General features: G+C 52.5%; 10 protein-coding genes. All 10 read right to left on the bottom strand.

Annotation, left to right across the window (positions count from 1 at the left end):
• Positions 1 to 22: 22 nt before the first annotated feature.
• Positions 23 to 487, bottom strand: a complete 465-nt coding sequence (locus tag GRX76_RS00745; RefSeq protein WP_160151545.1) for a hypothetical protein — start codon at positions 485 to 487, stop codon at positions 23 to 25.
• A 166-nt stretch (positions 488 to 653) separates the two neighbouring features.
• A complete protein-coding gene (locus GRX76_RS00750) occupies positions 654 to 1016 on the bottom strand; it encodes a hypothetical protein (protein WP_160151546.1) in 363 nt (120 codons plus the stop codon).
• 168 nt (positions 1017 to 1184) lie between these two features.
• A complete protein-coding gene (locus GRX76_RS00755) occupies positions 1185 to 1634 on the bottom strand; it encodes an acyltransferase (protein ID WP_160151547.1) in 450 nt (149 codons plus the stop codon).
• 125 nt (positions 1635 to 1759) lie between these two features.
• Positions 1760 to 2194, bottom strand: a complete 435-nt coding sequence (locus GRX76_RS00760; protein WP_160151548.1) for a hypothetical protein — start codon at positions 2192 to 2194, stop codon at positions 1760 to 1762.
• 166 nt (positions 2195 to 2360) lie between these two features.
• Positions 2361 to 3917 carry an IS1182 family transposase gene (locus GRX76_RS00765; protein WP_160151549.1) on the bottom strand — a complete coding sequence of 519 codons (1557 nt, stop codon included), beginning with the start codon at positions 3915 to 3917 and terminating at the stop codon, positions 2361 to 2363.
• A 745-nt stretch (positions 3918 to 4662) separates the two neighbouring features.
• Positions 4663 to 5595 carry a hypothetical protein gene (locus GRX76_RS00770; protein ID WP_160151550.1) on the bottom strand — a complete coding sequence of 311 codons (933 nt, stop codon included), beginning with the start codon at positions 5593 to 5595 and terminating at the stop codon, positions 4663 to 4665.
• Positions 5596 to 5783: 188 nt separating this feature from the next.
• Positions 5784 to 7427 carry a pectate lyase gene (locus GRX76_RS00775; protein ID WP_160151551.1) on the bottom strand — a complete coding sequence of 548 codons (1644 nt, stop codon included), beginning with the start codon at positions 7425 to 7427 and terminating at the stop codon, positions 5784 to 5786.
• 146 nt (positions 7428 to 7573) lie between these two features.
• Positions 7574 to 10573 carry a TonB-dependent receptor gene (locus GRX76_RS00780; protein ID WP_160151552.1) on the bottom strand — a complete coding sequence of 1000 codons (3000 nt, stop codon included), beginning with the start codon at positions 10571 to 10573 and terminating at the stop codon, positions 7574 to 7576.
• 132 nt (positions 10574 to 10705) lie between these two features.
• Entirely contained in the window at positions 10706 to 13279 is a 2574-nt protein-coding gene (locus tag GRX76_RS00785) for a fibronectin type III domain-containing protein (protein WP_160151553.1), read from the bottom strand.
• Positions 13280 to 13646: 367 nt separating this feature from the next.
• Complete coding sequence (locus GRX76_RS00790) at positions 13647 to 15461, bottom strand: polysaccharide lyase family 1 protein (protein WP_201276877.1); 1815 nt, start codon at positions 15459 to 15461, stop codon at positions 13647 to 13649.
• Between the last annotated feature and the right edge of the window lie 38 nt (positions 15462 to 15499).

Genomic DNA, 15499 nt, shown 5'->3' on the forward strand with positions numbered 1-15499 from the left:
GGCCTGCAGCGCATTGTATGCATTACGCCTCCATTTTCTCAGGAAGGTGCGCCTCTAAAATCTTGACTATCTCCTCGATTTTTTCAGTTTGATAGTAAACAAAAACCTTTCCGCATTTACCGCCATTTGCTACCACAGCATTAATACCATTGTCACTGAAACTATCTATCGATTTTAGCTGACTTAGAGGGAATGACTTCTTCCTACCCCAGTAGTTACGCCCTGCGATCACTCCGTCTTTAATAGTCACATATGCCAATTTAAACCAGACAGAAATTATAAGGGCAAAAAAAGCTGAGAATAGCCAGCAACCAGCGATCAGGCCAACCGTGCCGAGTGGGGTTAAATGCTTAAAGGTTTCTCCAAAATTAAACCCAGAAGACACGTAGCGAACCAACACTATTGCAGTCACTGAAAAAATGATGGTTAGAGACATATACTTTGTGAGCGAGCTCCAAAGTTTTTTCCAATCGACTTCGTACTTCATATTTTCCTTGATGTTGGATGACACCTTGGTCAGTGGACCAGTGTAGCGGAGTGAATTTTACGGTAAAAAGAGCGGAGCGATACCATAAAATTTACGTAACGTAACCGGCTCCACTGCACCAATTTGTTGTTATGCAATTGCTTCGCCCATATAGCAACTTCAACCTTTACAGCGCCTGCCAGTCCATATAAGCCACTATTGCATTCTCTCGTTTTGGATAATTCGAGGCCGCCCTATTCCATTTTCGGATTGCTTCAATGTCATACCCTGACTTTGCAATTGCGATTGCATAGTTTGAACAATACTCAGAAAATTCTGGAGTTTGGTCTTTTAGAAGCCGCAAAGCCTCTGCATCCCGATGGAGATCAAGAAGCAAAGCTGCATAATTGTTTATGAAAAGTAACGACCTTTCGCCAGCTTCGTACTCCACTTCGCATAAGGATATAGCTTTCTCCAAATATTCCGTATATTTACTGTAATCACTCCAAGCATTTCGATGAAGCTCAATCACCTCTGAATGAGTGTTCATATCTATGTCCTTACCTTACGTTCAATCGCTGCTTCGTTGGAATGAACTCGATTAGTGCATAACGCCGCGCTCAGCGGCGGACAATTTTTGGCGCTTTATGCGCGACAATGGGAGCGAATCGACCGCGCATAAAGTGCACAAAGTTGGCCGTCGGCCTGCAGTGCCTTGCTAGGCATACTTACCCTCTACGAAATATGTTACCAGCAGCGTACTACCGATAAAAAGCACATTTATTGATGCGCGAACAAACCATGGATATGGGCGATAAGAAATAGATAAATACTTGGAAAGAACAACTGCAATACCCATAAAGGCAAACCATGGCGTGAAAAATGTAATTACTTTCCATTTAACGAGCGATACCGCTAAATCATGAAGCGCACCACTAACAAGAAACGTAAAAATGACTGCTAACCAGCTCGGCAGGAATAAACCGAGCGGTTTCATCATGTTGCGAGACAAATAGTAGCCCCATATTGGGTTCCAATAATGCCAAAAGATCGGGAATGAACCGGCACCTAAAGAGCGAGATAGCATATTTCTCATGGAACGGTTTGCACCCAGCGCAACACCGTTTCGCTTCTTAACGTACTGCGATAATGAAACCGAATTTTGCATGATATTTTGCGAATGCCTAACGCTTTGCTCAGCGGCGGCTTATTTTATGCACGTTTTGTGCGAAATTGGGAGCGCAGCGACCGCACAAAATGTGCATAAAGTAAGACGTCAGCTGCAGCAAATTGTTAGGGCGAACCACCGTATCCGGTGATCTCAACGATCCTCTCTACAAACTCACGGTGAGATGGAATATCTTCCTGATGAAGCCACTCAAGAGAGAAGCTTCTTGAAAAGTCACAGAAATCGAGCTTTTGATCATCATCTATAAAGAAGATATAAGTTTCCCCAAAAGTTAGCGGTGACATCCAGTCAGCCTCAAGACTGATTTTTTTACCTGTGTCGCCTTTGAGAACATCCTCAACGTCTATCACGTACAGAAACTCGTTTCTGCTATTTTTAACCTCGCCTTTCTCCAAACTACCAATAAATACATTTTTCTTATTTTCCCAAAGGTGCTCTAGAGAATCCTCTTCACCATGCTCTTCAAAATAATGCGGGCACTCCCAGGCGGATGAGGACGCTGGGAATAAAAATATTGAGATGAGGATAAATTTCTTCATGGTGCCCTAACGAGCCTGTAGAAAAACGATATTCATCACTACTCTCGTCCAGCTCTTTTCAATTGACCATTACCTGGCCAAGATTTAACCACAAACCTTTAACATAATCACGCTTCCGTGTACTCACGGTGATTTTCACGCAACCGAATGTGGATATCTCTGTGCATTAATGGAGAGCACTATATCGCATCAATTTCTCGATGTTATGCACCAAGCAAAACATTCGCCACTGACCTTGAACCTTATTTTTTCCACGCAAAGAAAAGCGACTAAGCCGCTTATTCGTGCCGATATTGCCAAAGACCGGCTCCACTACCGACATTCGGTGACTGTAAATCGTTTTACCTTCGATACTATCAACGCGATTCTTCATCCAGTCTGTTGCAGTACGGCCATTGGTCCAGGTGGTGGATACTTGTCGACCATGCCCCTCTCGCGTATCGGCCGAGCTGGGATTACGCATGCACTGGTGTTTCAAGTGACAATGTCGACAGTCGGTCAGGCGCCCCTCAAAGAACAGCTTGCGCTTACCTTCGCTGACCTGCTCTTCTCTATATAGAAGAAGCTCTTTACCTGCCGGGCAGATACAGCGCTTGCGCCGTTTGTCGAACTGAAATTCACTCGCCGGAATCACCGCCTTTACTCCGACCAGCATTTCCCGGTGACGCTTACCGTGCTTTTCCTTTTGTCGAGCGAAGGCTTTATCCCGTGAGCGGAACTGGTTATCCGGGATATAAGCGTTGATACCTTCTTCTCTCAGGTACGCATAATTACTCTCATTGGAGAAACCGGTATCCGCAGTAACGATGACCTGTTCCCCAAGGATATCTTGGTGAATGCCCGCATTCCGATAACGGGAAGTCACACCATTGAGAACAGGTTTTAAAGTATGGTGCTCGGCACCTTCGCCAAAGGCCAAGGCTTCGACAATAATTTGATGCTTTTTGTCCACGGCGGCAACACCGTTATAGCCCTGGATAGTTCCCTTGCTTGTGGTCATCTTGGCCGACTCGTTGTCGGTAAGATTACTTTTTACTTCTTTCGGTTGTTTGCCTTGCCCCATCCTTGGGGCTTGCGTCTTTAGGAATTTATCGATCTTTTCAAAGTGTTTTTTCAGGGTTGCACTTGCCTGCTTTAAACGCTGTTTTCGTTCCCGCTCCACAGGCTTGCGGCCATCCAACTTCTTGTGTTCCTTCAAACAGTGCTGAATCTTTTTGCGAATCTTCGTCCGCTTCTGTTCCAGCTCCTTAAAGGTACCGGAATGCGCTTTACTTGCATTGGATGACATCTTGCAGCCATCGATCGCAAGCAGCTCATTCCCGAGAAGTCCTTCCTGGTCGCAAACCATCAAGACCTGTTCAAAGACTGACTCAATAGCATCTGGATAGCTGCTGACGAAGCTGGCGATACTGGTAAAGTGTGGAACGCTGTCACAGGAGAGTGCCTTGAAAATAATATTGTGCTCACACTGCCACTGGATTTCTCGGCTGGACGTGATGCCTTTGGAATAGGCAAACAGAACGACCTTCAAGAGTATGGCTGGATCGTATGCCGAGCGCCCACCAGCATCGTTCTTGTACTTGTCGTAAAACGCTGAAAGATTGATATGGTTATCAATTAACTGATGAAGGGTATATTCGAAGGTATTTGGCTGTAGCTGCTCTTCGAAGTTGATTACAACCATCGCGTCCTGATTGTAATCATATGGCTTGAAGTTTGGCATGGAGGGTTTCTCAGTTCTGACCCTCATATTTTATCAAAAAACAGCTATGTTTTAAGAGTTTTTCTACAGCCAGAACGCCCGCAGCAGGGGCGACCAATGCTTTGCACATTTTGTGCGAAACTGGGAGCGCAGCGACCCGCACAAAATGTGCATTGCGTTGGGCGTCCCGCGGAGGCCCGAAGGGCCGGAGCATCCCGCCTGCGATTGTTATATGTGATACCACCGTTTTTCACTAATTTTTCCGTGATATTCCTTACCGCTCCGCACCAATACTCTAACAAAACAGGCTGGATTTGACGTGTTTCCAAACTGCAACTCCAATCCTCCAATATCTATGCCTGAGCTGCTACCAGACTTGATACTGGTGTCTTTCATGTCCATGGAATACAAATGGTTTCTCATATGGTCAAGGAGATCGATTTTTTCTACGATCTGTTCTCTAAAGGAATTATTTTTGAGTATCACCATCAATGGTGATCTTCTATGCGAACAGTATTTGCCTTGATAGTTTTTATAGGCCTTTACAACTAAACAACCACATATGAGTCTCTTCCATGCGACATATTGGGTCATCACGACAACGATGACCAGAAGGATCCAAATGATTAGCTCGTCAGTTTTCATTTACATATAACGCCGCAATCAGCCGCGGCTTAATTTGTGTGCTTTTTGCACGAAAATGGGAGCGCAGCGACCGTGCAAAAAGTGCACAAAGTAAGGCGTCGGCTGCATTGCTTTGTTAACACTACGGAGCCTCCGCGTACTCCTCATCTATTTCCGCCGCAATCTGCTTCAGCGTATCTATATGTTCTACTAAAAATGAAACAAAAATATATGCATCTTTATCATTCAGTTTTGAATCACTTTTAGAATCAAAATACATTTTAAGTTCTGCCATCGGGTATGACAGCTGTTCATAGTGATAGTTGATAGATTCGTAAACATCCCACTCGCTTCGAGCTTCAAGTTTACTTCGAAAATCATCCAAGCAATTTTGAATAAGATCTAAATGCATTGCGCCAAGAGAATATTTATCTTCCCCTGAAGTTGCCTCAAACAACTTTCCCAAAAAGTAGCGAATTGTTTGTGGGAAGCAGTCAACCAGCTTAACCTCTTTATGCATTTTTCTATGCTCCACTTCTTGTGTTTCCAGTTCTTTGACAACTCCCGCTAGAACTTTTTCGAGATAGGAATCTTGTGTTTTTAACAGTTTTGGAATATTTACATACTCGATTTTGTAATCGCCACCTTCCGAGTATGTTGTCATTAAATCAAATCCTAAAGGACTCAATGACATCCTTGATATAAAACAAGATTTTGATTGGCCATTTTCCTTTTGAAATCCAGGATGGCCAGCAGCACTATTTCGAACAATTCGAATATTTTCTAGCTCTTTAGGTAATTTAATTTTTATTTTAAGCGAAGCCGCTATATGTTTTGCGGCATCCTGCTGCAACAAGAGTGTTTGAAGAATCCCATATACGATTAAGTAGCTTGCTCCATCACCCTCACTTTTGCACAAGGTGGGATACGATTGGATTGCCAGCTGAGTGTCACCGATGAGATCCAAGGAGCTACACAGCCTATTCCAATCTGCAGAATTCTCTGATAGTGCTGACTGGCGTCTGGCACTATTTATAAAATCTCTTATTCTCTGCTCGAGATCTGTGATGTTCATAGAGTGTTAACAGTTTATTCAATAGCTCCAGATCTAGGCATTATGCCCATATCTGGAAGAATATGTGTATATCTGGGCATTATGTCCAGATCTGGAAGGGCTGGGCTCCAGGCAATATATCCATATCTAGACATAAAAACGCCGGGACTGGCCCGGCGCTATTTTCATCTTTTCAAACCAGCAATCTGCTATTGGCAGACCGCCTTGTTCAGGTCCAGCACGTAAGACTGCGCCATCCCCAGGGGTGAGTTGAATGGCCGTTCGCCGTCAACACCCGCCGTGGAGAGTACGTAGTCGACCAGTTGCTGGCCAGCATTGGCTTTCTGCGCGCTGATGGCTGCCTGTGAGTCGGCGGAGTAGCCTGCACTCAGGTCTTCCACGGTGCCCCAGCTGTTGCTGATTTCTGCGGTGGACGATTCGTTCAGGGTACAGGCGGCATCGGCCAGCCAGACGTGAGAGTCTTCGGAGCGGAAGTTGCTCTGGTTGCTGGTGTTGTCGCTGCTATAGTTGTCGCGGGCCAGTTCGTTGGCGAGGGTGGTTACGGATACGCCGTGGCTGCTGTTCATCAACAGGGCGTTGCTGTCCCAGAGTACCTGGGCGCCGACGCGCGCGCTGAATACGTCTTTGCGGTAATTCATGAAGACGTTGTTGAACATATGGGTTTTGCCGCGGCGGATCAGCGGTACGCGGCGAGCGGTGCCGCTGAAGGCGCTGTAGTTGGCGTCCGTGGTGATAAACGCATTGTGGTGCATGGTGGTGGTGATGTTTTCGTTCACGGTGCGGTCGTCGCTGGAGCCGTGCAGGCTCGCGCGCTTCACGTCGACCAGGCGATTGAATGACATGGTGATACCGGAGGCACCCTGCTTCACATCAAACGCGGAATCGCCCGTGTAATTGAAGCTGTTTTTGTGAATCCAGATATCGTGGGAGGCGTCGCTACGGATCATATCCGGGTCCGCCTCGTGGTCTTCGGTGTGGCCGGCGCCGCGGAAGTCGATATTGGTGAGGATCACATTTTCCTCACCCTTGATTTCAAAACCATTGAAGCGGAAGTAGGCCTTGGCCTGGCGGCCGTCCAGGGTGGTGTTGGAGCCCACACTGGCGTTTCCGATCGGAAGACTTTTGTTCAGCGCCACATTGAAAAATTCGGTCAGGCAGGCCTGCTCGCCATCAATGCCTTTGTCGGCACACCACTGGGTGTAGTTCAGGCACTGGGCCTCCGTGCCTTCTATTGCGGTTTGCACCGTGTCGCGGTTGCAGTAGAGGCGATGGAAGGACACTTCCGTTTCTTCGGTAAAGTCCAGTTTGTCGAATACGATCCAGTTGTAGGCATCGCTGCTCACGGCATCGTAAATCTGCTGCTCGACGGATTTGGATTGGTTTTTCTGGATAACCACCAGCTGGCTGTTACCGGCGGGATCGTAACCGCCGGTGGCATTTTCGCCGTAGCCCACGGCGGTGCCGAGGGTTTTGGCGAGGCACTCGACAATTTTCTGGTCGCTATCCAGTTCGGCAGAGTCGCGCCAGTTAACTGCGGGATCGCTCGCCAGTTGTTCACAGGCGGCGGAGACGCCCGCACTTCCGCCACTGGAGGAGGAGCTGGAACTGCCACCGGATGAGCTGCTGGAGGAACTTGAACTACCAGCACCGGAGGAAGAGCTGCTCGAGGAACTGCTGGACGAGCTTGAACTACTGGACGAGGAGCTGGAGGAAGAACTGGAAGAGGAGCTTGAGGAACCTCCACCACTGGAACCACCGGAGCCACCACCACAGGCCGTCAGCACTGTTGAAAGCGCAACAGCCACCAGTGGCAATAATTGTTTACTGAGCATAAAAACCTCCACTACAAAAACACATCACGTCCCGCCGATGAATCGGGAACCGGGTTTTATGGAACTGGTGCCCGGCTATTTCCGGTACCCCAAAGCGAAAAAAGCCCCGCAGAGCGGGGCAACAATGGCAAAACTTGAATACAACCTTAGAAGTCGACGGTCAGGCCCAACTGGTAGGAGGGACCGTAAGCTTCCACGTTGTAGAGGATGTGACCACCGGAATCCGCGTTGCCGGAGAAGAACTGCTGGTCGACGTTGTCGGACAGGTTCACGGCATCGAAGTAAGCGCGGATGCCATCGGCAATACGGTAAGTCGCCTTCACATCAAAGGTCAGGGACTCGTCCTGGTACATATCCGCCCAGGCGCGACAGTTGGCGGCGTAGCCCAGCTCGTTGTCTGCAGCGATATCATCCGCGGTACAACCGCCGATACGCTTCAGGATTTCACTGGTGTAGTTGGCGATGAAGCGCACGGAGAAGTCGTCGTTCTCCCAACCCAGGGTCAGGTTGGCGGCGGTATCGGCAGTTTCCGGCAATTGGATGGAGCCAACGCGTACGGAGTCGCCCACGTTACCGTCACTGGTCTGCAGGGTCAGGTTGGACTGGATGAAGATGTTGTCCAGGTAGCGACCGATGTCGTGATTTTCCCACCGGCCATCAAAGTAGTGGCTGGCGCTCAACTCAAGACCGTATACCTTAGCGGATTCACCGTTCAGGTAGGTGTTGACGTTGGTCAGGGTGGTGTCACCGGGGATATTGAACATGGTGACCTGGTCTGTCGGCAGTACGAAGGACAGGTCGCTTCCGATATTCAACTTCACGCCATTGGCGTCGACGATGAAGTCCTGGATGTCTTTATAGAAGAGTGCGCCTTCCAGGAAGGTGCTCTCGCCGTAGTAGCTCAGAGACAGGTCCAGGTTGGTTGCGCGCATGGGATCCAGGCCCGGGTTACCGATACGCACGGTGTTGTCCGCCGACATTTCGAAGAACTCGGCCTGGTATGCCAGGTCGCCGCCGCGAGAGGCACCGATGGCATTCGGGTCGTCGGAGCAGACTTCTTCACCGGTGTAATCCGGATCGGTGTTACAGAAGACAACGCGGTCGGTCACTTCGAAGAAGGCGCGGCTCTTACCGAAATCCGGGCGGGAGAAGCTGGTCCAGATGGACGCGCGGCCCAGCAGGTTGTCGCTCAGCTCGTGACGGTAGTGCAGCGCAGGGAGGAACAGGCCATAGTCATTGCCGGTTTCTTCCAGCGGCAGCGCGATATCCAGAGACTCCAGGCCCTGGGTATCTTCGTTGCGGTCGTTGCGCAGCGCCATGTAGCCGGTAGATTTGAAGTCGGTGTAGGCGTAACGCGCACCGGCAATCAGGGTGGCTTGCGGCAGTACCTGCACTTCGGCCATCAGGTAGGCCGCAGCGGTATCTTCGCTCAGCTCATAGTCGAGCTTGGTGGAATCCAGTTCCTGCTGTTCCGGGTCGTAGTTGTCACCGATGGCGCGGGTACCGTTGATCAGGCGCTCGGCGTCCTCGCGGGTAATCATCGCGTGGTCGAAGCTGCCGTTGAGCGGTACGTAAGTGGTGAAGTCACCGAGACGGGCACCGGCCAGGGACACACACTCCAGGTCGCCCGCACAACCGGCTACGGCGCGGTCAAACGGTACGATGCTCGCACGGTTCTTGTCGTTGGTGCGGCTGCGCTGGTTCACTTTCACACCGGTCTTCACATAGTTGACCATGCCTGCATCCCAGTCGTGACGCAGGTTGAAAGAGAACTGGTTTACCTCGTCGGTGCGCAGGGCATCTTCCAGGAACAGGTTGTCGTAGTTCAGGTTCGGCTGCTTGACCTTGCCGTACTGGTAGCCGTTGGGGCCGGATACCGCACCGGTGGTGATGCTGCCGGTTTCCGCCAGCTCGTCGAGCTGCGGGCCGGAGATCAGCTGGCCGTTCAGGAAGTCGTCGCCGTAGCTGCCGATGGCATTCAGTTCACGCAGGCGGAACTGTACGCGGCGGCCGTCGGGCTTGGCGTTTTCACTGCGGGAGGCAACCACTTCGTAGTCCACTTCCCAGCCGTCGCCGAAGCGGTTTTCACCACCCAGGGAGACGGTATCGGTGGTGACTTCGGATTCCTGGATGAAGAACTGCTGCTGCAGGTCGACACTGCTGCCGCCAAATACCTGATTTTCTTTATCGATAAATGCCAGGTCTTCGTCGCCGTTGGCCCAGTTGAAGCGGTAGTACTCGCGCATGGCGATGTCGTTATCGGAGTAGCTGGTGTGGTTCAGCTTCAGGTGATAACGGCTGTTGTCGTTGGGCGCGTATTCCAGGTTCAACAAGCCCGCGATACGCTCGCGCTCGGCGTTTTCTTCGTAGTTGGTGAATTCCCACGGGATCAGCATCTGGTCGCTGCCCATATCCACGTATTGTGGCAGGGTGTCGGAGTGATGCTTGGTCTGGAAGCCGCGAGTTTTACGCTTTTCCCAGGAGCCGGTGTAGGCCACACCAATGGTGTCGTTCAGGAATAGGTTGGTGCCCTGCAAGGTCACCTTGGGAGAATCCGCTTCTACCTGGTCCTGGTAATAGTTCTGTGCACGGAATTTCAGGCTGCTTTTGCCGCGGTCCAGTGCCGACAGGGTTCTCACGTTGATGGAGCCACCAATGGCATCCAGCTCCATGTCCGGGGTCAAGGATTTGTTAACCTCGATGGACTGCAGTACGTCGGACGGCAGGCTGTCGAGAGAAAAGGCACGGTCTTCCAGGGTTTCGTTGGTACCGCCGCCGGCGTTCGCCATGGCGCCGCCATCCATACGCACGCTCACCATGCCGGCGCCGAGACCGCGCAGGTTGACGAACTTACCTTCACCTTCACTTTTCTGCAGGGTGATACCGGGCATGCGCTGCAGCAGCTCGGCCACGTTCTGGTCGGAGAAGTTACCGGCGTCGTCCTGGGTTACCACGGAGCTGAAGTTGTCTTTGTCGCGCTCAGCGGCGCGGGCGTTCAGGTCTGCACTGCGCACACCTTCTACGTAGACTTCTTCAACCGCAAAGCTGGAATCTTCCTGCTGCTCTTTTTCCGCTTCCTGTGCCACAAGACTTGAGGAAGCAGCCATGGCGATGGCCACGGCGAGAATCTGTTTTTTATAAGCCATTTTTGACTCTCCCATCGTTTTTATTCCGGCCCCGTTTCCGTTGTGGCCGTTGCGATGTTTTATTCTGGCCGCCGACAGACTGCTCGCTTGCCGGCGGCGCACCTTACCAATGCATCCTGTGAGTGACGCTGATTACTGGTAGCTGACCTTGAAGTTATCGATCACGACTGCCTTGTCTTCCGTGCCGCTGTCACAGCGCACCTGCAGGAAGGAGTTGGCAGTACCCACGTGATCTTCCGGGTCGCTGGTGATGGTCACGGTGCCGGTGGGCTGATCGCCATCCGCCAGCTGGGCCGCAAACTTCTCAACCAGTTTGGAATCCCCACCGTGCATGGACTTGCTGGAGCTGGAGGTGTTGTTGTCGATATACACCTGGCACTTGCCGGTCTCTACAGAGGTGTTGGGGTTTTCCAGCACATCGAAGGTGATGATGTACGGCTTGCTCAGGTCGAGGTCGCCGCGGCCGCTGGTATCGGTATCCGCGGTGTCCACATCCGGAGTCGCATCACCAATGGAGAAGCGCGCGTTGTGGATAGCCAGGGCGCCGTCGGCCACGGCAATGCGTGAGCTACCGCTGGTGACGTTGAACATCGGCTTGCTGGCATCCGAAGACAGACCGCGGTAATCGGCGCTGAAGAAGTTGGTATCTTCGGTTTCGGAATCTTCCACCAGGCCGACACCGTTGAAGCTTTCTTCAAACGCGGCACTTGCATCTGTACCGGCGTAAACATCCAACTCACCGATACCCGCCGGCAGCTCACCCACCAGCTCAGCCGGGGTCAGGCTTGCGGCTGCGGCGCTGTCGGTCCATACCAGCCAGTCGACGTCGGCATAGAACGGGCTACCAGAACCTTCACCGATGCGCAGTCGGCTGCCGCTGTTACCGCCATCACGGCCGTTACCGGTAAAGCTGCCGACTTCGACACCATCGCGGTAAACCTTAGAGGTGATGTATTCGTCACCGGCCGTCGCAGGATCATTCACCACAAAGCTGATCTGGTAAATGTGATAGCCATCGGTCATATCCATGTCCACTTCCGCAGTGGAATCGTCAGACAGGAACTTGTCCAACTGGATCTTGTTGCCGTCTGGACGCAGGATGGTTTTGATGCGAGCGGGACCGCGATCGGCAACGCCGCCATCACCCAGGTGGGTTTCGATCTCGAAACCGCGCACACTGTCGAGCGTGGTCGCGAGCGAAGTGTCGATACGGGCGATAAAGGTGAAGTGCTTTGGATAGATGGTGGCATCGCCGGCAATCACGCCGTCCAGGTCACCAACCGGTTTGGTATTGTCATCACCTTCCCGGGTATCCATGGTCATTACACCCAGGTCGCTCACTTCGAACCAGGGCAACTCTTCATCGCTGAAGCTGAAGTTGGTCGCTTCACTGCCGTTGATTACCACGGAGCCCAGCTCACCCGGATGGCCACAGCCGTCGTAGACATTCCACATAATGCTGTTGGTTGCAGACGGATCCACGGAAGTGGTCGGCGTACAGCTGTCGCCCACCGGTGCTTCCGGTGTTGCGGTGGTCGCTTCACTCCAGTCGCCGGCGCCGACGTTGTTCACTGCGCGCACCCATACAGAGTATGTGCTGCCGTTGGTCAGCTCGGTCAGGGTGGTGGTGGTTTCGGTGAGGCCTTCAACCAGCATTGCGGTATTTACATCGTCGCTGGTGTTATAGGCCACGTCATAAGAAGTCGCGCCTATCGCAGAAGCCCAGCTAACGGACATCTGTGCGTCGGTGGCAAACAGGCTCGGGGCCTCCGGTGCTTCCGGCGCGGTGGCCGGCTGGAATACGGTACAGGCCGGCAGGTCTGCCTGGCCGTCGTCTTCCTGACGCTCTACCAGCAGGTCATCGAAAATAATCGAGCTGCCGCCTTCCACGCGGAACTGCAGGAAAGAAGTCGCGCTGCCCACTTGCGCCGGGCGCACGTCTTTTACTTCGCCGCCCTGCTCGTAGGCGATATCGCCGGGTACATTGATCTGTACACGCTTGCCCGGGATCAGGTCTGCTGCCGGCACGTTGAAGATACGCGAACCGGAACCGCCGCCGCCCCATACGGAGTTGGCTTCACCGGAGGTGTTGTTATCCACATACACCTGCATGTTGCGGGTACCGGAAGCATCTTTCACACAGAACGAAATACGGTAAGGACTGCTCAGATCCAGTTCACCCCAGGTGGTTACATCGTCAGAGGTGGTGGTGTCTTTTTTCGGATCGGAGTCGTCGATGCTGAGGCGGGTCTGGCCGGCACTGAAACGGCCGGTGTTCAGCAGCATGGCCGGGTTGCCCGCGTCGCTGACAATGCCCATTTGGTCCAGTGAAACTTCTACGCCGTCTGCGGGATTGTCATTCAGGAAGAAACAGCAGGTGGGATAGAAGAAAGACGGCCAGGCATCTTCGGCATTGTTGGTGGCCAGGGCTTTGTATTCCTGGCTGAAGAAAAACTGGGTATCGGCTTCGTCGAAGTTGACGAACAGGTCGTCACCGAAGTTTTCGGAAAGGATGGGACCCTCGGCGCCGCCGCCGGATGAACCACCACTGGAAGAGCTACCGCCGGAGGAACTGCTGGAAACCGGAGGCGGTGTAGTAACCACATCTCCCTGGTTGTTCTCATCAGTGCCACCGCCGCCACAGGCGGTCAGCGTCCCCATAATGCACAGCGCGAGTGCGGACTTTGCCCAAGGTAAAGGTTTCATGCTCACCCCTTCTCTCTCATTGTTAGTCATTATTTTTATGAGCCTGGATACGTCTCCTGGATGCTGCACTTTGCGTGCTCGGTAACCATCCAGGCCCAGCTTTAATACTTATTGGTTTGGCAATCTAACCAGATTGGTTAGGCATATACAACCGTTTGTACCAATTGGTAATGAAGTTATTTGTGACTTGTGTCAGGCAGGCGGGATTTCACTCTTTGCCGCACAAATTGTGGGCAAAAAGCACTATTCATGTAGTTAAACTACAAAAAAACCGTAATTACATGTAGAAAAGCACCGCCTAAAGCGGTGCTTTTCTGATCAAAATCGGCCAGACCACTATTTGACCTGGCTGACCGAGGGCGCTATTTCAGGGCGCCGCCTCAATGGAGATGTCATCGACCACCACCGTGGCACCACTTTCGGTTCTCAGGGTCACGAACGAATTGGCACTGGCGGTCAGGCCTGTGACCGTATAAGTCTCGCCCGCCACCAGATCGGTCAGCAGCACCTGATGGAACTTGGAAGCGCTGCCCCAGATGGAGTTACCGCTGGATGGTGTGTTGTTATCCACATAGAGCTGGAAGTTGCGACTGGTATCGCCGCCCACGCTGACCACGGTAAAGGTAATCTGCCAGGGCACACTCAGGTCGAACACGCCGGTGTTGCCATCGCCACTGGAGGTGCTGACGTCCGGCGTGCTGTTGCCAATGGATACGCGGCTACCGGTCAGGCTGAGAGCGCCGCTCTGGATTTCTGCGGTACCGGTGACCTTGTGGTACATGGGTGTGCCGCTGCCGGGTGCACCGGTCAGGTCGCGATAGCTGTTAGTGAAGAAGGTTGCGGTATCAGTCGCAAAGTTTTCGCTGTAGGGCAGCGCCACATCTTCAATAGTGGGTTCTTCTTCCACCGGCACTTCATCTACCGGAGTCACCGGGTCGGGAATTTCCAGATCGGACTGATCCAGCTTGCCGCGACCGGCGTTGGCGATGATGTATTCCTTCAGGCCGTCGGTGGAATCCAGGGTGTACTCGTAGGGCACGGTGTAGTCGGAGGTAGACTCACCATTTTGTGCGGTGATGTCGGTGCCGCCGCCGCTGGTCCAGGTGACGCCGCTGCCAAACACATTGCCGTTCAGATTCCAGTAACCCACCACATCGGAATAGAAAGACACCACCGGGTTCTGGGTGTTTTCAAACACATTGTGTTCGATCAGCATTTCTGCACCGGCGCGGCTGTTGATCGCAGTGGAGTGGATATTGTTGTAGTAGTTGTTGTACACGTGGCCCTTGCCGTGACGGTACAAGGGCACGCGGGATTCCAGATCTTCGAAGCGGTTGTGGTGGAAGGTCACCAGGCGATCGGTATCCGGATTGGTGTCATTTTCAGTGTGGCCATGCAGTGAGGTTTTCCAGGAGTCGTGCAGATAGTTGTACGACAGGGTGATGTAGCGCGCACCGCTTTTGGAATCGATCAGGCCATCGTAGTAGTCCTTGTCCACAGTCAACGAGCTGTAAAGTTCGCAGTGGTCGATCCAGATATGGCCGGTGGTAGAGCCGTCGTCATCGCCCTCGATACTGATCGCATCTTTTTCCTGGCCGGGCCAGGCTTCATGGAACAGCAGGTTCTGCACGATGATGTTGTTGGCGCGACGGATGGACAGGCCGATACCGTCAAACTCGCCGTTTTCGCCGACACCAATCAGCGACACGTTATCCATATCCTTGATCTGGATACTGGCGCCGGTACCGGTGTTGAAATCGGTAATGGTGCCATCGATGTAGATGGTCACCGGCTGGCTCGCATCTTTGGCTGCATCCAGCTTGTCCTGTAGGTCGGCACCGTTGTTGACGGTGTACACCAGACCGCCAGCACCGCCGGTGAGGCTGTACTGGTAACCGGCAAAACCGCCATCGGCGCTGCCGCCAGACGACCCGGAACTTGAGCTGCTGGACCCCGAGCTACTGGAACCAGAACTACTGGACGAGCCACTGCTCGACGAACTGGAAGACGAGCTACTGGAGGAGCTTGAGGAACTGGATGAAGAACTGGAGGAGCTCGATGAAGAACTGCTGGAACTGCTCGACGAACTGCCGGAGGCATTACCACCGTCGCTGCCACCCCCACAGGCGGTAAGGCTGGCGCAGAGTGCCAGGGCCAGTAGTGAACGCAAGGACTGTTGCATAGTGTACATCCTGAAAAATCAGCCCCGCGCAGTACGCG

The organism is Microbulbifer sp. ALW1 (assembly GCF_009903625.1).
In the GTDB taxonomy this organism is placed as follows: Bacteria; Pseudomonadota; Gammaproteobacteria; order Pseudomonadales; family Cellvibrionaceae; genus Microbulbifer.